Source organism: Streptomyces sp. RPT161 (assembly GCF_027533845.1).
Lineage (GTDB): Bacteria > Actinomycetota > Actinomycetes > Streptomycetales > Streptomycetaceae > Streptantibioticus_A > Streptantibioticus_A silvisoli_A.
The window spans coordinates 279,127-297,343 of the sequence record NZ_JAPZVN010000001.1; the positions used below are offsets into that span (position 1 = coordinate 279,127).

Annotated in this window: 19 protein-coding genes; 8 read left to right on the forward strand and 11 right to left on the reverse strand. The window is 71.0% G+C overall.

Translation table 11 applies throughout. The features are described from left to right. Positions 1–29 precede the first annotated feature (29 nt). The 6 genes from O5O46_RS01165 to O5O46_RS01190 form a co-directional block, all read right to left on the reverse strand. Complete coding sequence (locus tag O5O46_RS01165) at positions 30–1,016, reverse strand: tetratricopeptide repeat protein (RefSeq protein WP_269853272.1); 987 nt, start codon at positions 1,014–1,016, stop codon at positions 30–32. A gap of 102 nt (positions 1,017–1,118) precedes the next feature. After that, complete coding sequence (locus O5O46_RS01170; RefSeq protein ID WP_269853273.1) at positions 1,119–1,334, reverse strand: biotin/lipoyl-binding carrier protein; 216 nt, start codon at positions 1,332–1,334, stop codon at positions 1,119–1,121. A gap of 184 nt (positions 1,335–1,518) precedes the next feature. Continuing rightward, positions 1,519–1,866, reverse strand: a complete 348-nt coding sequence (rsrA, locus tag O5O46_RS01175) for a mycothiol system anti-sigma-R factor (RefSeq protein WP_269853274.1) — start codon at positions 1,864–1,866, stop codon at positions 1,519–1,521. Further along, positions 1,863–2,717 carry a sigma-70 family RNA polymerase sigma factor gene (locus O5O46_RS01180; RefSeq protein ID WP_269853275.1) on the reverse strand — a complete coding sequence of 285 codons (855 nt, stop codon included), beginning with the start codon at positions 2,715–2,717 and terminating at the stop codon, positions 1,863–1,865. Before O5O46_RS01180 ends, rsrA begins: the two co-directional genes overlap by 4 nt. A gap of 123 nt (positions 2,718–2,840) precedes the next feature. After that, the gene (locus O5O46_RS01185; protein ID WP_269853276.1) at positions 2,841–3,473 is read right to left on the reverse strand and encodes an alpha/beta hydrolase family protein; all 633 of its coding nucleotides are present in this window, start codon (positions 3,471–3,473) and stop codon (positions 2,841–2,843) included. Continuing rightward, positions 3,470–4,288 carry an SOS response-associated peptidase gene (locus O5O46_RS01190; RefSeq protein WP_269853277.1) on the reverse strand — a complete coding sequence of 273 codons (819 nt, stop codon included), beginning with the start codon at positions 4,286–4,288 and terminating at the stop codon, positions 3,470–3,472. Before O5O46_RS01190 ends, O5O46_RS01185 begins: the two co-directional genes overlap by 4 nt. Positions 4,289–4,436: 148 nt before the next feature. On the opposite strand from O5O46_RS01190, the gene O5O46_RS01195 reads away from it, so the two are divergent. The 5 genes from O5O46_RS01195 to O5O46_RS01215 all read left to right on the forward strand — a co-directional run bounded on the left by O5O46_RS01195 (position 4,437) and on the right by O5O46_RS01215 (position 8,618). After that, entirely contained in the window at positions 4,437–5,150 is a 714-nt protein-coding gene (locus tag O5O46_RS01195; protein ID WP_269853278.1) for a M50 family metallopeptidase, read from the forward strand. A 150-nt stretch (positions 5,151–5,300) separates the two neighbouring features. After that, on the forward strand, positions 5,301–6,662 hold the full coding sequence (gene aroA, locus O5O46_RS01200; protein WP_269853279.1) for a 3-phosphoshikimate 1-carboxyvinyltransferase: 1,362 nt from the start codon (positions 5,301–5,303) through the stop codon (positions 6,660–6,662). Positions 6,663–6,671: 9 nt separating this feature from the next. After that, positions 6,672–7,679: a ribosome small subunit-dependent GTPase A gene (gene rsgA / locus O5O46_RS01205; RefSeq protein WP_269853280.1), complete on the forward strand. Its 1,008-nt coding sequence runs from the start codon at positions 6,672–6,674 to the stop codon at positions 7,677–7,679. 112 nt (positions 7,680–7,791) lie between these two features. Beyond that, a complete protein-coding gene (locus tag O5O46_RS01210) occupies positions 7,792–8,115 on the forward strand; it encodes a DMT family transporter (RefSeq protein ID WP_269853281.1) in 324 nt (107 codons plus the stop codon). A gap of 50 nt (positions 8,116–8,165) precedes the next feature. Next, a complete protein-coding gene (locus O5O46_RS01215) occupies positions 8,166–8,618 on the forward strand; it encodes a GNAT family N-acetyltransferase (protein WP_269853282.1) in 453 nt (150 codons plus the stop codon). On the opposite strand, the gene O5O46_RS01220 is transcribed toward O5O46_RS01215, so the two are convergent. The 3 genes from O5O46_RS01220 to O5O46_RS01230 form a co-directional block, all read right to left on the reverse strand. Further along, positions 8,602–10,656, reverse strand: a complete 2,055-nt coding sequence (locus O5O46_RS01220; RefSeq protein ID WP_269853283.1) for a dipeptide ABC transporter ATP-binding protein — start codon at positions 10,654–10,656, stop codon at positions 8,602–8,604. The two genes, O5O46_RS01215 and O5O46_RS01220, sit on opposite strands and share 17 nt — an antisense overlap. Before the next feature lie 75 nt (positions 10,657–10,731). Then, entirely contained in the window at positions 10,732–11,643 is a 912-nt protein-coding gene (locus tag O5O46_RS01225) for an ABC transporter permease (RefSeq protein WP_269853284.1), read from the reverse strand. Between the two features lie 13 nt (positions 11,644–11,656). After that, positions 11,657–12,640 (reverse strand): ABC transporter permease, encoded by a 984-nt coding sequence (locus tag O5O46_RS01230; RefSeq protein ID WP_269853285.1) that lies wholly within the window; start codon positions 12,638–12,640, stop codon positions 11,657–11,659. Between the two features lie 179 nt (positions 12,641–12,819). Here O5O46_RS01230 and O5O46_RS01235 point away from each other — a divergent pair, with 179 nt between their 5' ends. Continuing rightward, complete coding sequence (locus tag O5O46_RS01235; protein WP_269853286.1) at positions 12,820–14,505, forward strand: ABC transporter family substrate-binding protein; 1,686 nt, start codon at positions 12,820–12,822, stop codon at positions 14,503–14,505. Here O5O46_RS01235 and O5O46_RS01240 read toward each other — a convergent pair. Then, on the reverse strand, positions 14,498–15,043 hold the full coding sequence (locus O5O46_RS01240) for a TetR/AcrR family transcriptional regulator (protein ID WP_269853287.1): 546 nt from the start codon (positions 15,041–15,043) through the stop codon (positions 14,498–14,500). The genes O5O46_RS01235 and O5O46_RS01240 overlap by 8 nt on opposite strands. Before the next feature lie 181 nt (positions 15,044–15,224). Here O5O46_RS01240 and hisN point away from each other — a divergent pair, with 181 nt between their 5' ends. Both hisN and O5O46_RS01250 read left to right on the forward strand, forming a co-directional pair. Beyond that, positions 15,225–16,034 carry a histidinol-phosphatase gene (gene hisN, locus O5O46_RS01245; RefSeq protein WP_269853288.1) on the forward strand — a complete coding sequence of 270 codons (810 nt, stop codon included), beginning with the start codon at positions 15,225–15,227 and terminating at the stop codon, positions 16,032–16,034. 123 nt (positions 16,035–16,157) lie between these two features. Continuing rightward, a complete protein-coding gene (locus O5O46_RS01250) occupies positions 16,158–16,568 on the forward strand; it encodes a CBS domain-containing protein (protein ID WP_269853289.1) in 411 nt (136 codons plus the stop codon). A gap of 80 nt (positions 16,569–16,648) precedes the next feature. On the opposite strand, the gene O5O46_RS01255 is transcribed toward O5O46_RS01250, so the two are convergent. After that, positions 16,649–18,109, reverse strand: a complete 1,461-nt coding sequence (locus tag O5O46_RS01255) for a catalase (protein WP_269853290.1) — start codon at positions 18,107–18,109, stop codon at positions 16,649–16,651. Positions 18,110–18,217 lie beyond the last annotated feature (108 nt).

Sequence of the window (18,217 nt, forward strand, 5' to 3'; positions counted from 1 at the left end):
TCACGGGCCGGCGGTCCTCCGCCGCGTGATCAACAGACCTCTTCCAGATCCCGCCAGTCCCGGGTGTCCGGGCTGTCCGACACCCAGCTCTCCAGCAGGCCGCGCACCAGCCCCGCCGGGGCGGCGATCCCGCACTCCCGCTCGGGCACCCACAACGCCCCCGGGCTGCGGTGCGACAGGTGGCCGGGATGGCCGGGTTCGCCCTTGTCATGCGGGTCCCGGGAGGCGTCGGAGCCGTCGTCGGTGGGCATCCTGCTCTCCGAGCAGGTGCGGCACAGCAGGCGCACCGAGGACGACCAGTCCTCGGCCGCGTACCCGGCGTCGGCGGCCAATCGTTCCAGCGCGTCCCGGTCGGCCTCGGTGGCCGCCTCCAGCAGCACCAGCCAGGTCGGCACCGGGGAGGGCGCCCACAGCTCGATCTCGTCGAACACCGGGAAGGCCCCGCCGTCGGCCGCCACCCGCTCGCCGTGCGGTACGCCGTCGTGCAGCACCACCTCGCCCCAGCGCCGTCCGGAGGACGGCAGCGGGATGCTCAGCACCTCAAGCCGTGCCGGGTCCAGCCTGCGGCCCCACACGACCTCCGCCTCGCCCTCGGGCGACAGCCGCACCGCGGCGCTGCCCAGCGCCATGCGCACCGGCGCCTCGGAGGGCGCCGCGGCCTCGGTGGCGGGCATCCGCAGGCCGTACGCCTGCCAGGCGCGGCGGGCCAGCGGCCAGTCCTGCAGGGCGGTGGCGGCGATGCCGATGTTCCACCAATCGGGGGCACCGGAGTCACGGTCCAGCAGGGCCACGGCGCGCAGCCCGGCGGCGCGCGCCTGCTCCCAGTCGTGCCGGAACTTGTGCAGCAGGGCCAGGTTGTACCAGGACTCCGGTAGCCATGGCTCCAGGTCGGCGGCGCGGGTGAGCAACGCGCCGGCGTCCTCGTAACGCCCGTCGTCGATCAGCGTGAAGGCGCGGTCGGTGGCCTGCCGCCACGTGGGGGAGGGCCGGTGCCGCACTCTGCCGAAGATCCTCACGATTCCCGCCTGCCGGTTACTCGTCCTGCTTCTCACTGGGTTGCGGTGGTGCCGAAGGGGGTGGACCGCGCGATCGGCGGTGGCGGTGTCAGCCGCCGACCGTCACGCGATCACGGCCAGTACGTCGCCTTCCTGCACCACGTCGCCTTCGGCCACCTTGACCTCGGCGACCACGCCCGCCGTCTCGGCGAGCACCGGAATCTCCATCTTCATGGACTCCAGGACCAGCACGGTGTCCCCCTCCACCACGTCATCGCCTTCCTGAGCGACAACCTGCCATACATTCGCCACCATTTCCGCCTGGATTTCGACGGCCACCACTCCTCCTCGCCCCGCCCCTACCCTCCCCGTGTCCGCATCCAACCACGTCGTGGTGAGAGGCCGCTCATTACCGGTGAGTTCACCCCAGGGCAGCGCACAACGGGCGCGGTCGGCCCTCCGCCCGGACACCGGGCATCGAGGGCCGACCGCGCCCGTGGCAGTGGTGCGGCGAGCCTGACGGCTATGAAGTGGTCTGCGGGTGGCCCGGATCGGGCTCGACGGACTTCGCCGAGGAGGGTGACTCCAGCGGAGCCTCGGTGACCGGCCCGATCTCGCCGGACCGGATCAGCTCGATCCTGGTGAGCACCTTCGAGCGCAGGTCCCCGGGCACGTCGTCATGCCCGCAGCACCGCTTGACCAGCTTCTTGACGGCCTGCTCCAGGCCGTACTTCTCCAGGCACGGATGGCACTCTCCGAAGTGTTCCTCCAGCTTGTGCCGGTCCCCCTCGGACATCTCGCTGTCAAGGTACTCGTAGAGGTGGTCCAACACCTCGGAGCAGTCCGTCTCGTGCGGGTTGCCGCAGCTCATGTATCCGAGCCTTTCCGATCGTGCGACTCCCCCGCCACAGTGCCCGCACCGGCAGGTACGAGCCCGCGCTCGCGCGCGTAGTCCTCCAGCAGACCGCGCAGTTGGCGCCGCCCGCGGTGCAACCGGGACATCACCGTACCGATGGGGGTACCCATGATGTCGGCGATCTCCTTGTAGGCAAAGCCCTCTACATCAGCCAGATACACGGCGATCCGGAACTCCTCCGGGATCGCCTGCAGCGCCGCCTTCACGTCCGAGTCGGGCAGGTGGTCCAGTGCCTGCGACTCGGCGGAGCGCAGCCCGGTCGACATGTGCGACTCGGCGCGGGCGAGCTGCCAGTCCTCGATCTCCTCCGTGGCGCTGCGCTGTGGCTCACGCTGCTTCTTGCGGTAGGAGTTGATGAAGGTGTTGGTGAGGATGCGGTAGAGCCAGGCCTTCAGGTTGGTGCCCTCACGGAACTGGTGGAAGGACGCGTACGCCTTGGCGTAGGTCTCCTGCACCAGGTCCTCGGCATCGGCCGCGTTGCGCGTCATGCGCAACCCGGCGGAGTACATCTGGTCGAGGAAGGCAAGAGCGTCCCGCTCGAAGCGCGCGCTGCGCTCTCCGGGCGACTCGGAAACCGCCTCCGACTCAGCGGAACGTGGCTGCGGCTGCTCGTCCGAATTGCCGTTCTCGGTCCCTGTGACCGGACCCACCTCCTCCGCCACCGTGGCGATGCGCTGCGCGGCACCGCCCGATTCGGAGAATATCTCGGACGACCCCAGGCCGCCGGACGCGCCCCCGTCAGCCGCCCACTGCGGCCACGACAGGTACGGGGCCTCCGCGCGGGCCTGGCATACGACTGAACCCATTCGGCAGCCTTCCTCGTCGACGTTCGCTCGACTCGGTCAACACGGAGGGTGCCCCCGTCATTCCCCCCTCCGCGATTCCGGCGGACGGACCGGGCTTCGGGTGGACGCACGCACTCGCCGGGGCTAGCGGAGCCAGTCGGCGACCGCCGAGGTCAAGATCTCCAGGGCCTCCTCCTGACCGACGTCGGCCCGCTTCGGCACCGCGAACCCGTGGTCGCCGTGGGGGACTTCGACGGGGGTGGCCCCGGGCGGGAACTCCTCGGGCCGCCCGAACGGATCGCGTCCGCCCTGGACGACCAGCACCGGCACCTTGACCGCCAGCAGCTCATCGGCCCGGGAGCTGTCCGGCCTGCCCGGCGGATGCAGCGGAAAGGACAGCGCCAGCACCGCCTTCGCCCCCAGGTCGTCCGCCGTACGGCAGGCGACGCGCGCCCCGGCACTGCGGCCGCCCGCGATCACCGGCAGGCCGGGCCGGGTGAGCGTGGGCCACAGCGCCGTCCAGGCCGCGTCCAGGGTCTTGGGCGCGGGCGCCACCCTCTTGCCCGCCACCCGCCAGGGCTGCTCCACCAGGGCGACGGTGACCCCCTGCGCCGGCAGCGCGTCAGCCAGTGCCCGCAGGTCGCGGGCCTCGATGCCGCCCCCGGCGCCGTGGCCCAGGGCCAGCACGGTGTGCGGGCGGGCGGCGGGGTGCCAGGTCACGCGGGCGTCGCCGACCGGGGTGGCGACCAGCTCCGAGGTGCTCGTCGACGTGCTCAAAAAAGCGTCTCCTCTTCCGGGGCGGGCAGCGGCTCCAGCAGTTCGGGGCCGCTGTTGCGGACGTTGCTGACCGCGGTGGTCACCGGATACGCCCGCATCATCCCAGGCGGCGGAGGCGCCAGCAGGTCACGCAGCACCTCCATGTCGGTGATCGCCGGGTCGAGCCAGGCGTCCCACCGGTCCGGCGGCAGGGCCAGCGGCATCCGCGGGTGGATGTCGGCCAGCGACCGCGGACCGCCGCCGCCCTCGGCCCCGGCCAGCGGTGCGGTCTCCGCCGCCGTGGTGACCACCGTGCAGGTCACCCACCACGCCCGCGGATGGTCGTCGGGCAGCGTGCGGTCCCGCCAGAACTCGTACAGCCCCGCCATCGCCAGCACCGAGCCGTCGGCCGGGGTGACGAAGTACGGCTGTTTGCGGGGGCGCTTGCGCACCCCCCGCTCCTCCAACTGCCGCTCCTCGGTGCCGGTGACCCACTCGAAGTAGCCGTCCGCGGGCAGCAGGCAGCGCCGGGCGGCGAAGGCGCCGCGGAACGAGGGCTTCTCGTGCACCGTCTCGGCCCGCGCGTTGATCAGCTTCGCCGCGCCCTCCGGTGACCTGGCCCAGGAGGGTACGAGTCCCCAGCGCAGCGGCCTGAGTTGGCGTACCGGAACCGGTGAGGCGGAGCCCTTGTCCGGCCGTTCCAGCACCGCGTGGACGGTGTCGGTCGGCGCGATGTTGTAGTTGGGTTCCAGCGCCTCGGTCGGCTCCCACTTCCGCACGTCGAAGATCCCGACCAGGTCCTCGGGTTTCCGGCTCGCCGCATATCGCCCGCACATGAGTGCAACACTGCCACGGCGCCCACCGCCGCCCGCAAAGGAAGGCACTGAAGCGCCCCTGTATTCGTCAGCTATGCGCCGGCGCGGCTCGTCGCCCCTGGAACGGCCCGGGAACCGGCGGGACGCCGCCGCGCGTCGCAGGAGAACGATGGACATCAAGAGCATCACCGACGTATGGGACCGGGTCATCGGCACCCAGCCCGACCCGCCGGTCTGGCTGGTCGCGCTGACCGGGGTCGTCGCGCTGGCCGCGGTCGCCCCGCACAACGTGTGGCACATCACCCGTAACGCCGTGACCATCGCGCACGAGGGCGGCCACGGCCTGGTGGCCCTGCTCATGGGCCGCCGCCTGGAGGGCATCCGACTGCACTCGGACACTTCGGGACTGACGGTCTCCCGCGGCAAGCCGCACGGCCTGGGCATGGTGCTCACCGCCGCCGCGGGCTACACGGCGCCGTCGCTGCTGGGCCTCGGCGGCGCGTGGCTGCTGGCCGCCGGACACATAACGGCCCTGCTGTGGGGGGCGGTGGCGCTGCTGGCGGCGATGCTGCTGATGATCAGGAACGCGTACGGGGTGCTGACGGTGGTACTCGCCGGGGGCGCGTTCTTCCTGGTGTCCTGGCTGACCGGGGCCCGTACCCAGGCGGCGTTCGGGTACCTGGCGGTGTGGTTCCTGCTGCTGGGCGGGGTGCGGCCGGTCTTCGAACTCCAGGGCAAGCGGCGGCGCGGCGGTGCGCCGGACTCGGACGCGGACCAGTTGGCCCGGCTCACCGCGGTTCCGGCCGGGATGTGGCTGGTGCTGTTCTACGCGGTGGCGCTGTGCTCGCTGATCGGTGGCGGCCGGTGGCTGCTGGGGGTGTGAACGGGGTCGCTCTGCCCGTGACCGGCGTCACCCAGTGCCGCGCGCTCCTGATCAGCCTCCCGTAGGCTCATACCAAGTCTCTGTTTCACCCAGGTTTCCCCTGGTCTGATCAGGATTCTCCGCTTCGGGCAACCACTAGAGTTGCTTCCCATGACCGGTATTCCCGCGGACACCGCCCACTGGCCCGCACCGACCGCATCCGGCGCAGTCGACGCGATCGTCACCGTGCCCGGATCCAAGTCGGTCACCAACCGCGCCCTGGTACTCGCCGCGCTGGCCTCCGAGCCCGGCTGGCTGCGCCGACCGCTGCGCAGTCGGGACACCCTTCTGATGGCAGAGGCACTGCGTGCCCTCGGCGTCGGCATCGAGGAGGTCGTCTCGTCCAGCGCCTCCAGCACCGCGGGCGAGGCGTGGCGGGTCATCCCGGCCGGCCTGCACGGCCCGGCGCGGGTCGACGTCGGCAACGCCGGTACGGTGATGCGCTTCCTGCCGCCGGTGGCGGCGCTGGCCGACGGTCCGGTGATGTTCGACGGTGACCCCCGCAGCCATGAGCGCCCCCTGCACGGCGTGATCAACGCGCTGCGCACCCTCGGCGCCCGGATCGACGACGAGGGCCGCGGCGCCCTGCCGCTGACCGTCTTCGGCAGCGGCTCGCTGGCCGGTGGCCGGGTGGACGTCGACGCCTCCTCGTCCTCCCAGTTCATCAGCGCCCTGCTGCTGTCCGCCCCGCGCTTCAACCAGGGCGTGGAGCTGCGGCACACCGGGGCGACCCTGCCGTCGCTGCCGCACATCCGGATGACCGTCGACATGCTGCGGCTGGCCGGGGCCAAGGTGGACTCCCCGGAGGGCGGCGGCGAGCCCGACGTCTGGCGGGTCGACCCGAGCGCGCTGCTCGGCCGGGACCTGACCATCGAACCCGACCTGTCCAACGCCGCGCCCTTCCTGGCCGCCGCGCTGGTCACCGGCGGCCGGGTGACCGTCCCGGACTGGCCGTCGCACACCACCCAGCCCGGCGACGCGCTGCGCGAGATCTTCACCCGGATGGGTGGCACATACACCCTGGACGAGCGCGGCCTGACCTTCACCGGCAGCGGCCGGATCCAGGGCATCGACGCGGACCTGCACGAGGTCGGCGAACTGACCCCGGTGATCGCGGCGGTCGCGGCGCTGGCCGACTCCGAGTCGGTGCTGCGCGGCATCGCGCACCTGCGGCTGCACGAGACGGACCGACTGGCCGCGCTGGCCAAGGAGTTGAACGAGCTGGGCGGCGACGTGAGCGAGACCGAGGACGGTCTGCGGATCCGTCCGCGCACGTTGCACGGCGGGGTCTTCCACACCTACGAGGACCACCGGCTGGCCACCGCCGCGGCGGTGCTGGGCCTGGTGGTCGAGGACGTGCGGGTGGAGAACGTGGCCACCACCGCCAAGACGCTGCCGGACTTCCCGCAGCTGTGGACCGGAATGCTCTCCCGCGCCGCCAGCGGCGACGCGCTGGCCGAAAGAGGAGCCTGACCCCCGGCCATGCGGCGCTACGGCAAGGACACCGACGAAGAGGACGTGCGGGTACGTCCCGGCAGGAAGGGCAGCCGCCCGCGCACCCGGATCCGCCCCAAGCACGAGGACGCGGCCGAGGGGTTCGTGCTCACGGTGGACCGCGGCCGGATCACGTGTCTGGTCGAGGACCGGCGGGTCACCGCGATGAAGGCCCGCGAACTGGGCCGCAAGGGCGTCGCGGTGGGCGACCGGGTGGACATCGTCGGTGACCTCTCGGGCGACAAGGACACCCTGGCCCGCATCGTCCGGGTGCGGGAGCGCAGTTCGGTGCTGCGCCGGACGGCGGACGACGACGACCCGTACGAGCGGGTGGTGGTGGCCAACGCCGACCAGTTGGCGATCGTCACCGCCCTCGCCGACCCCGAGCCGCGCCCCCGGCTGATCGACCGCTGTCTGGTGGCGGCCTACGACGCCGGTCTGGAACCGCTGCTGATCCTGACGAAGTCCGATCTCGCCCCGGCGGAACCGCTGTTGGAGACCTACGCGCCGCTGGGCATCCGCTATGTGGTCACCCGGCGCGACGAGTTGGAGGGCGCGGCGGCCGAGGAGGTGCGCGAGCGGCTGGCCGGGCGGATCACCGCGTGCGTCGGGCACAGCGGGGTCGGCAAGACGACGCTGGTCAACGCGCTGGTTCCGGAGTACGCGCGGGCCACGGGCGATGTCAACGCAGTGACCGGTCGGGGCCGGCACACCACCACCTCCGCGCTCGCCCTGCCGCTGCCCGGCGACATCGGCGGCTGGGTGATCGACACCCCGGGCGTGCGGTCCTTCGGGCTGCACCACGTGGATCCGTCCCGGGTGATCCACGCCTTCCCCGACCTGGAGCCGGGTACCGAGGAGTGCCCGCGGGCGTGCAGCCACGACGAACCGGACTGCGCCCTGGACGCCTGGGTGGCGGCCGGACACGCGGAACCGGCCCGGCTGAACTCGCTGCGCCGGCTGCTGGCCACCCGGGAGCGCCGCGAGGGCGACTGAGTCGGCCCAGTAGCACCGGGTCGGCCGGATCGACCGGCTTCGCCGCGGCATATGTGTGATGATCGACTGGACGTATGTCCGGGGCACATGGTGCGGAACGGGAGGCGCGCTTATGGCATGGCTGCTCGTCGTGGTGGCCGGGCTGCTGGAGACCGGCTTCGCGGTCTGCCTCAAGCTCTCCCACGGCTTCACGCGGCTGTGGCCCACCGTCGCCTTCGCCTGCTTCGCGCTGGGCAGCTTCGGCCTGCTGACGCTGTCGCTGAGGAAACTGGACGTGGGCGCGGCGTACGCGGTGTGGACCGGCATCGGCGGCGCGGGCACCGCGATCTACGGCATGGTCTTCCTCGGTGACCTGGTCAGCACCCTCAAACTGGTCTCCATCGCCCTGGTGTTGGTGGGCGTGGTGGGCCTCCAGCTCTCCGGTTCGGCGCACTGACCGCGCCCCGAGGCGTGCGCCAGCGCACGGCGGATGATGGGATGCGCCCCATGGACGAGATCACCATTCGCCGTGCCACCGCCGACGACATCCCCTCGATCGTGGCCCTGCTCGCCGACGACGAACTCGGTGCCACCCGAGAGTCCCCGGACGACCTGCGCCCGTACCAGGCGGCGTTCGCCGAACTCGACGGCGACCCGCACCAGTTGCTGGTAGTGGCCGACCGGGCCGGAGAGGTGGTCGGCACCGCCCAGTTGACGTATCTGCCCGGGCTTTCCCGCAAGGGCGCCACCCGGGCGCAGATCGAGGCGGTACGGATCGGCGGCACCGAGCGGGGCAGCGGGCTCGGCTCCCGGCTCGTCGAGTGGTGCGTCGCCCGGGCCCGCGAGCACCACTGCGCGCTGGTGCAGCTCACCTCGGACGTCACCCGGCTCGACGCACACCGTTTCTACGAGAAGTTGGGCTTCCAGGCCAGCCACATCGGGTTCAAGCTTCCGCTGTGAGCACCGCGCGCGGGCGCGCGAAGTGGCAGGCTGCCACATGGTCGTCCGCGTGCGGCACCGGCTGCGGCACCTCGCGCACGCAGCGCTCGCGGTCGGCCTCGGCCAGTTCCGCGTGCAGCGGGCAGCGGGCGCGGAAGCGGCAGCCGGTGTGCCGCTGGGTCGGGCTCGGCGGGTCCCCGGCCAGCAGCACCCGGGCACGGCGGCGCTCCACGCCCGGGTCGGGCAGCGGTACGGCGGACAACAGGGCCTGGGTGTACGGGTGCAGGGGCCGCTCGAAGACCTCCCGTACCGCGCCCGCCTCCACGGTCCGGCCGAGGTAGACCACGCTGACCCGGTCGGCGATGTTCCGTACCACCGACAGGTCGTGGGAGACGAACAGGTACGCGAGGCCCAACTCGGCCTTCAACCGCCGCAGCAGGTTGAGCACCCCGGCCTGCACCGAGACGTCCAGCGCGGAGACCGGTTCGTCGAGCACGACCAGGTCGGGCCGTACGGACAGCGCGCGGGCGATGCCGATGCGCTGCCGCTGGCCGCCGGAGAACTCGTGCGGGAACCGGTCCGCGTGGCCGGGCTCAAGACCGACCTGGCGTAGCAACTCCGGTACCCTGCGGGCGGCTTCGGCCCGTGCCACGCCCCGCGCGAGCAGCGGCTCCGCGATGATCCCGGCCACCGTCATCCGCGGGTCGAGGCTGGCCATCGGGTCCTGGAAGACGATCTGGGTCCGGCCGCGCAGTGCGGCGGCCTGCTGCCGGGTGAGGCCGGCGACGTCCTGCCCCAGCACCTCGATGCTGCCGCCCTCCGGCGCGCTGAGCCCCAACACCTCGAAGAGCGCGGTGGTCTTGCCCGAGCCGGACTCACCGACCAGCGCCAGCGTCTCGCCGCACCGCACCCGCAGGTCGATCCCGTCGACGGCGTACACGCTGCCCACCCGGCGCTTGAAGGCCACGCCCTTGAGTAGCGGGAAGGTCTTCACCAGCCCGGTCACCCGCAGCACCTCGGGCCGGTCATCCGGCCCCGCCGGGGTACGCGGAACTTCCGGTACCGGGAACACGTCGGCGGGCGCGGCGCCTTGGAGTTCTTCGGCCTTGCGGCAGGCCACCAGGTGGTCGTCCGCGAGCTTTCTCAACGGGGGTTCGGCGGCACGGCACACATCGTCGGCCAGTGGGCAGCGGGGGGCGAAGGAACAGCCGGAAGGAAGCGCTCCGGGGGCGGGCGGAGCGCCCGGGATCGGCACCAGCATCCCGGTACCGGTGCCGCCGTCGAGCCGCGGCACCGCACCGATCAGGCCGAGGGTGTACGGCATGCGGGGCGCCGCGAACAACTCGTGCACGGGGGCCGTCTCCACGATCCGCCCCGCGTACATCACCGCGACCCGGTCGGCGGTACCGGCGATCACCCCGAGGTCATGGCTGACCAGCAACATCGCGGCGCCGGTGGCACGTTGCGCGGTGCGCAGCACGTCCAGCACCTGGGCCTGGATCGTCACGTCGAGGGCGGTGGTGGGCTCGTCGGCGAGCAGCACGTCCGGTTCGTTGGCGACCGCCATGGCGATCATCGCGCGCTGCCGCATGCCGCCGGAGAACTCGTGCGGGAACGCGGCGGCGCGGGCGCGTGGTTCCGGGATGCCGACCAGGTCGAGCAGTTCCACCGCCCGTTCCCTGGCGGCCCGGCGGGAGATGTCGCGGTGCGCGCGGATGGTCTCGGCGATCTGGTCGCCGATCCGGTGCACCGGGGTGAACGCGGACAGCGGATCCTGGAAGACCATGGCGATCCGGTTGCCGCGCAACCGGGAGAGGGCGGCGTCCCCCGCCCCGCGCAACTCGACTCCGTCGAGTCGCACCGAGCCGCTCACGGTGGCGGAGTCCGGCAGCAGCCCCAGCACGGCCAGCGCGATCGTGGACTTCCCGGACCCCGACTCCCCGACCAGCCCCAGCACCTCCCCGCGCCGCAGCTCCAGGTGGACGCCTCGCACGGCGTCCACCCCGCCGAACGCGACCCGCAGATCCCGCACCCGCAGCACCGGGTCCTCCCCGCCCACCCGCCCCAACTCCCGTCTACCGCACCGCACCTCATAGCGCTGAGGTGAATCTCCCTCGGGGCAGGCCCCCACCCCTCACCCCCGTCGGCCGGTCCGGCGGCGCGCCGTCGGATCGAACGCGTCGCGCAGGCCGTCGCCGACCAGGTTCACCGCCAGGACGAACAGCACCAGCAGACCGGCCGCGAAGAAGAACATCCACGGATAGGTGACCGCCGAGCCCGTGCCGTCGGCGATCAGCGTGCCGAGCGAGACGTCCGGCGGCTGGACGCCGAAGCCGAAGTACGACAGCGCCGTCTCACTCATCACCGCCCCGCCGACCGCGATCGTTGCGTCGATGATCAGGAACGACGCCACATTGGGCAGCACATGCCGCCAGATGATCCGGAACGGGCCGACTCCCATGAATCGAGCGGCCCTTACGAACTCCCGCTCCTTCAGCGAGAGGGTCATCGACCGCACCACCCGCGCGGTGATCATCCAGCCGAAGACGGCGAGCAGTCCGACGAAGGCGATCCAGCCGCCCGCCTTCAACCGGGGCGAGATGATCGCGATGACCAGGAAGCTGGGGAACACCAGCAGCAGGTCCACCAGGAACATCAGCGCCCGGTCCGTCCACCCCCCGAAGTACCCCGCGCAGGCGCCCACCAGCGAGGCCAGCGCGGTGGAGAAGACCGCCACCAGCAGCCCGATCAGCAGCGACTTCTGCAGACCGCGCACGGTCTGCGCGAAGACGTCCTGGCCGATCCCGTTCGTACCCCACCAGTGCCGCGCGGACGGCCCCCGGCGCAGCGCGGTGTAGTCGATGTCCGTGTAGCTCCAGTGGCAGGCCAGCGGACCGCAGAAGGCCAGGACGAACAGCAGCACCAGCACCGCCGCCCCGGCCAGTGCCGAGCGGTTGCGCAGGAAGTGCCGCAGGACGACGGAGGCCCGGCCGGCCGGACGGTTCTCGACGACGGCGTCGGCGTCGGCGACGACAGCGGTGGTCACGTGGGAGCGCTCCTCAGGCGTGCCGGACGCGCGGATCGAGCGCGGCGTGCAGCAGATCGGCGAGAAAGCCGGACAGCAGCACCACCACGGCGGCGAAGACGTTGACCGCGACGACCGAGTTGACGTCGTTCTTGTTGATGGAGCTGATGAACCACTCGCCCATGCCGTGCCAGCCGAAGATGGTCTCGGTGAAGGTGGCGCCGGTGAACAGGGCGAGGAAGCCGTAGGAGAAGTACGTCGACATCGGGATCAGCGCGGTGCGCAGACCGTGCCGCAGCAGCGCGCTGCGCCGCCGGAGTCCCTTGGCCCGCGCGGTGCGCAGGTAGTCGGAGCCGAGCACGTCGAGCATGGTGCTGCGCTGGTAGCGGCTGTAGCCGGCGATGGCGAACAGGGCGATGGAGATGGTCGGCAGCAGCAGGTGGACCGCCCGGTCCTTGAGCACGGTCCCGAACCCACCGGTCAGTCCCGGGCTCTGCTCACCGGTGAACTGGATCAGATCGGTTCCGGTGGTGTTGTTGAACCAGATCGCCCCGGTCTTGAGCAGAACAGCCAGCAGGAACACCGGGGTTGACAGCAGCGCGAAGGAGGCCAGGGTCACCAGCCGGTCGGAGAGCCGGTACTGCCGTACCGCGGTCCACGCCCCGGCCAGGACTCCGAGCGCCGTCCCCAGCAGCGTGCCGATCAGCAGCAGCCGCAGGCTCACCCCGAGCCGCCGTCCGAACTCGGCGTTCACCGAGGTGTCGTCGATGGTCCGGCCCAGGTCGCCGTGGGCGGCGCGCCCGGCCCAGTGCCAGAACCGGTCGAGCAGCGGCCGGTGGTCGTTGACGCCGATCACGGTGAGGTGGTGGTCGACGGCGGCCGGGGAGATCGGCGGCTGGCGTCCCGCGAAGTACGCGCGCGGGTCCAGCGCCAGCGAGGCCAGCAGATAGGACAGGCAGACGGCGGCCAGCAGCAGCACGGCGTAGTAGCCGAGCCGCTTGGCCAGATAGGCCCCCAACGGTCGTCGTCCTCCCCCTGGTTGTGGTGCTCGACGACCATGATGATCGCGCCCCATTGCGGCTCTGTGAAGGGCGCATGACAATGTTCGGCGATGCCTCCCGCCAGTCATGGGAGGCGTTTTACGGTCTGCCCAGTTCCGCGGCCGTCCGGCCGCGCCCGGACAAAGGAATGGACGACATGCGCAGATCCATCGCCCTCGCCATCGCGGCCACCGTCTCGGCGACCCTGGTGGTGAGCGGCTGTGGATCGTCCGGTGGTGAACCGGCCGCGAAGAAACAGGCGCCGCCGGTCGGCAGCCAGGAGATCGACGCCCATCCGCTGAGCGACCTCAGACAGGGCGGAACCCTGAAGGTCCCCATCCAGCAGTGGATCAGCCAGTACAACTTCAACACCCCGGACGGCCAGGACGGCGACGCCCAGGAGCTGACCGAGGACGTCGAGCCGGTGCTGTTCCGCACCGACGCGCGGGGCGAGGCCCACACCGACCCGGACTACCTGGTCTCCGCCGCCGTCACCTCCGACAGCCCGCAGGTGGTCACCTACGAACTGAATCCGCGCGCGAAGTGGTCCGACGGAAAACCGCTGAGCTGGCTGGACTTCCAGGCCCAGTGGAGAGCGCTGAACGGCACCGACAGCGCCTACGAGGCGGACGACACCTCCGGCTACGACCAGATCAGCGATGTGTCCCAGGGCGCGGACGCCCACCAGGTGAGGATCACCTTCAAACAGCCCTACGCGGACTGGCAGCGGCTTTTCGTGCCGCTTTTCCCAGCGGCGGCCTATTCCACGCCCGACCAGTTCAACAAGGGCTGGCTGGAGCATGTGCCGATCAGCGCGGGCGCCTTCAAGATCGCCAGGTACGACAAGACCGGGCAGACCATCACCCTGGTCCCCGACCCCAACTGGTGGGGCACCAGACCGAAGTTGGACGCGCTCATCTACCGGGTGCTGGACGAGTCCGCGATGACCGACGCCTTCCTCAACAAGGAAACGGACGAGGCGCCCGCGGAACTCCCCGAGGACTACCGGCGGTTGGCGAAGGACCCGGACGCCGCGATCCGCACCGGCTCGCGCTGGGACGAGGTGCACATCACCCTCAACGGCGGCCGCGGCCCGCTCAAGGACGTCAGGGTGCGCAACGCGGTGGAGGCTGCCGTGAACCGCCAGGCGATCACCGACGCGTACGGCGCCGACATCCCTTACCGGATATCCGAGTTGGGCAACCACTTCTTCATGCCCAACCAGAAGGGCTACCAGGACAATTCCGGAATCTACGGCAAGTACGACCCGGAGCGCGCGAAGAAGCTGCTGGACCAGGCGGGTTGGCAGGACAACGGCGCCGGAAAGCCGCGCACCAAGGACGGCAAACCACTGGAACTCGGATACGTGCTGAGTTCGGGCGGCAACCAGTCGCAGGTCGACCAGGCCCAGTTGGTCCAGCAGATGCTCGGCCAGGTGGGAATCAAGGTGGACATCCAGAAGGTGCCGATGAACGACTACTTCAACCAGTACGTCGATCTGGGCAACTTCGACCTGGCGAGTTTCCGCAACGTCGACCTGCTCTACCTGTCCATGGCGTACTCCGTCTTCCGGCAGCCGCAGGGCCGGAACCTCTTCCAGAACTTCGGCTCGGTCGGCTCCCCGCAGATCGACGCGCTGCTCACCCAGGCGGGCCGGACCACCGACCGGAACAAGGCGATCAGCCTCTACAACCAGGCGGACGCGCAGGTGTGGCGGCTCGGCCACTCGATAGAGCTCTACCAGCGCCCGCAGATCGCCGCCGTCCGCAAGGGCCTGGCCAACTACGGCGCGTTCGGCCTGCAGAACATCACCGACTACACCAGGGTCGGCTGGCTCAAGTGACCTCGCTCAGACCCCGGACGAGCCGCGCCACCTGCGCACAGGCGTCCTCGTCCGTGGTCGCGGGCGCCACCACGTAGGACACCGCGAGCCGCACCGCCGCCTCGTACACCCATCCGCCGCGTTCGGGGCCCAGTACGGCGGCCACCCGGTCCCGTAACGTCCGGGCCAGCTCACCGGCCGGGGGCTGGACGGCGGTCGGCAGCCGGTCGGTGCGGCAGCCGGTGATGGCGGCACGCACCAGCGGGCTGCGGCGTGCGGTGCGCAGCGTCCAGGCGGTGGCGGCGGCCAGGCAGTCGGCGGGGTCCGCGTCATGCTGCCTGGCGGCGGCCAGCGCCTGGTCGACACCGGCGAGGAAGTCGTCGGTCTCCCGGCGGGCCAGGGCCCGGGCGAGCCCCTCCTTGGTGCCGAACTCGTTGTAGAGCGTCTGCCGGGAGACCCCAGCCGCGGCGGCCACGTCGACCATGCGGACCGAGCTCCAGGCCCGTACGTCGAGCGCGGACAACGCCGCGTTCAGTAAGGAGTCACGCGCTGTCGGCATCACGGCCTCCAAGCACCAGCGCCGGGGTCGGAAGGCGGCCCGGCGCGAGTTCATGGCATGAGCGGTGCGGCAAGAATTGACTTGCCCCGGACGGGTGTCAAGACCGCCGTCACGGGGATGGACACGCCTCGGCCACCACGCCACGTAGCCGGGGCGCGGCCGCGATCGCTACTGTTCGCACATGCCCGACTTCTACGACGACCTGCGCCTCGCCCACGTCCTGGCGGACGCCGCCGACGCCGTGACGACCGAACGGTTCAAGGCGCTCGACCTGAAGGTCGAGACCAAGCCCGACATGACGCCGGTGAGCGAGGCCGACAAGGCCGCCGAGGAGCTGATCCGCGGCCAGTTGCAGCGGGCCCGGCCGCGCGACGCGGTGCTGGGCGAGGAGTACGGCACCGAGGGCGGCGGTGACCGGCGCTGGATCATCGACCCGATCGACGGCACCAAGAACTACGTGCGCGGCGTGCCCGTGTGGGCGACGCTGATCGCCCTGTCGGTACGCGGCGAGGGCGGCCCCGAGGGTGACGACGGGGTGGTCGGCGTGGTGTCCGCACCGGCGCTGGGCCGCCGCTGGTGGGCGGTGAAGGGCGGCGGGGCGTACACCGGGCGCAGCCTGTCGGCGGCGACCAGGCTGCATGTCTCCAGGGTGGACCGGCTCTCCGACGCCTCGCTGTCGTACTCCTCGCTCAGCGGCTGGGAGAAGCAGGGACGGCTTGACGGGCTGCTGGAGCTGACCAGGGCCTGCTGGCGCACCCGGGCTTACGGCGACTTCTGGTCGTACATGATGGTGGCCGAGGGCTCGGTGGACATCTGCGCCGAGCCCGAGCTGAGCGTGTGGGACATGGCGGCGCCGTCGGTGGTCGTCCGGGAGGCGGGCGGCCGGTTCACCGATCTGAGCGGCAAACCGGGTCCGTACGGGCAGAACGCGGCGGCGTCCAACGGGTTGTTGCACGAGGAACTGCTGCGCTACCTGAATCCCACGCGCTGAGCTGTGTGACCCCGCACGAGCCCCGGTAACCCCGCACGCCCCTTGTCCGTCGCTCCGGATGCGTGTGAGTATGAGAGTCCACCAGCTTGTGAACTTGTGAATTCTCTCTCTGGGGGTGCCCCCATGCTGGTCCGCGACGCCATGAGCACCGTCATCCTCACCATCGGCCCCGCCCACACCCTCCGACAGGCGGCCAGACTGATGTCCGCCCGCCGGGTCGGCTCGGCCGTCGTCCTCGACCCCGACACCTGCGGACTCGGCATCCTCACCGAACGCGACATCCTCAACGCCATCGGCGACGGCATGAGCCCCGACGAGGAGCCGGCGCACGCCCACACCACCACCGACGTGGTGTTCGCGGCCCCGGAGTGGACCCTGGAGGAGGCGGCGACCGCGATGGTTCGCGGCGGCTTCCGCCATCTGGTCGTACTGGAGGACCAGCACCCGGTCGGCGTGGTCTCGGTGCGCGACATCATCGGCTGCTGGACGCGCGGCCGTCTGCACGTGCCCGCGGAGCAGGCCGCGATCGTGTGAGGCGGTAGGTCGCCGGACCGGAAGCCGAAGAGGCCGGAGCCCGCAGGGCTCCGGCCTCTTCTTCGACGGCGAGCGTCCGGTCAGCCGCGAAGGGCCTGGACCGCGGCCTCCAGCCGCTTGCCGTAGTCGGCGTCCGCCTGGCGGAAGTTGTTGATCGCCCGCTCGGCGATGTCGTCCCGCGAGACCTGCGCGATGAAGCCCGCGAGGTTGTCGATCAGACGGGTCTTCTCGTCCTCCGACATCAGGCGGTAGAGGTTGCCCGCCTGGACGAAGTCGTTGTCCTCGGCGTGCGAGGGGGCCGCGTGCTCGCCCGTCACACCGGTGAGCCGGATCGGCTGCCACAGCGGACGCCCGGTCTCCTTGACGGAGTCGAAGCTGTTCGGCTCGTAGTTCTTCGCCCGGCCGTGCCGGCCGTCGTACAGGGCGCCGTCCCGGCCGTGGGTGCGCGCCTCGGTGGCGTGCGGGCGGTTGACCGGCAGGTGGTCGGCGTTGATGCCGACGCGGTAGCGGTGCGCGTCGCCGTAGGCGAACAGCCGGCCCTGGAGCATCTTGTCCGGCGACGGGCCGATACCGGGCACGAAGTGCGCCGGGGAGAAGACCGACTGCTCGACCTCGGCGAAGATGTTCTCCGGGTTCCGGTTCAGCTCCAGCTTGCCGATGGTGATCGGCGGGTAGTCCTCGTGCGGCCAGACCTTGGTCAGGTCGAACGGGTTGAAGCGGTAGTCGGCCGCCTCGGCCGCGGGCATGATCTGCACCTGCACGGTCCAACTCGGGAACTCGCCGCGCTCGATGGCGGTGCGCAGGTCGCGCTGGTGGCTGTCCGGGTCCTCACCGGCGAGCTTGGCGGCCTCCTCGGCGGTCAGGTTCCTGATGCCCTGGTCGGTCTTGAAGTGGTACTTGACCCAGAAGGCCTCACCCGCCTCGTTGTTCCACTGGAACGTGTGCGAGCCGTACCCGTTCATGTGCCGGTACGAGGCCGGTATGCCGCGGTCACCGAACAGCCAGGTCACCTGGTGCGTCGACTCCGGGCTCAGACCCCAGAAGTCCCATACGTTGTCCGCCTCCTGGGAGCCGGTGTACGGGTCGCGCTTCTGGGTGTGGATGAAGTCCGGGAACTTGATGGCGTCCTTGATGAAGAAGACCGGCGTGTTGTTGCCGACCAGGTCGTAGTTGCCGTCCTCGGTGTAGAACTTCAGCGCGAAACCGCGCGGGTCGCGCACCGCGTCCGCCGAACCCAGGTTGCCCGCGACGGTCGAGAAGCGCAGGAAGACCTCGGTCTGCTTGCCGATCTCGGAGAGGAACTTCGCCCGGGTGTACCCGGTGACGTCCGCGGTGACCGTGAAGGTGCCGTACGCACCGGCGCCACGGGCGTGCACGATGCGCTCCGGAATGCGCTCCCGGTTGAAGTGGGCGAGCTTCTCCAGCAGCACCTGGTCCTGCACCAGCACCGGCCCACCGGGGCCCGCCTGCTCGCTGTTCTGGTTGTCCGCTACCGGGGCGCCGGCCTCGGTGGTCAGCGGGCCCCTCTCCTGAACCGTCACTTGCGTCTCCCTGGAGTCGTCCTGTCCCTTGGCTGCCGCCAGAACCGATCCTACGCTAGACAGAGTCTAAGTCAAGAAGGCGGTCAAAGCCGTACGGATTCAGAATCC